Raw genomic sequence first — 569 nt, forward strand, 5'->3', positions numbered from 1 at the left:
GCATACAACAGGGCCAGCCCCAGCAGCGTGCCCGCCAGCGCTAGGCCGAAGGCCTCGATGATCAACAGCGCGGCGATATGCCAGGGGCGAGCACCCACCGAGCGCAGGATCGCCATCTCCCGGCGACGTTCGTTGAGGCTGGTGAGGATCGCCGTCAGCATGCCGATCAGCCCGGTCAGTACGACGAATAGCGAGACCACGAATAGCGCCTTCTCGGCTGTGCCCATCAGGCTCCAGAGTTCCTGCAGGGCAACGCCGGGCAGAATCGCCAGCAGCGGTTCGCCGCGGTACTGGTTGATTTCCCGTTGCAGGGTGAACGTGGCGACCTTGCTGTTCAAGCCGAGCAGGAACGCCGTGATCTGCTGTGGCTGAAGATCTAGGCCACGCGCTTGCTCGGCGTCGATGCGTGCGGCGCCGCGCGCCGGCATGCCGTTCTGCCAGTCGATGTGCAGCGCTTCCATGCCGGCCAGGCTGATGTGCAGGGTGCGGTCGACAGGAGTGCCGGTGCGCTGCAGCACGCCAACCACGCGGAACGGCTTGTCGTCGTGCTGCACCAGGCTGACCCGGGC

The 569-nt window shown here is 66.3% G+C and carries 1 protein-coding gene; it reads right to left on the reverse strand.

The genetic code is table 11. The features are described 5' to 3' along the window. Positions 1 to 554: ABC transporter permease (locus ACU8YC_RS25850; protein ID WP_446896088.1), on the reverse strand; the 554-nt coding region annotated here is incomplete at its 3' end. Positions 555 to 569: the final 15 nt, after the last annotated feature.

This window comes from Citrobacter sp. VF227 (assembly GCF_052950715.1).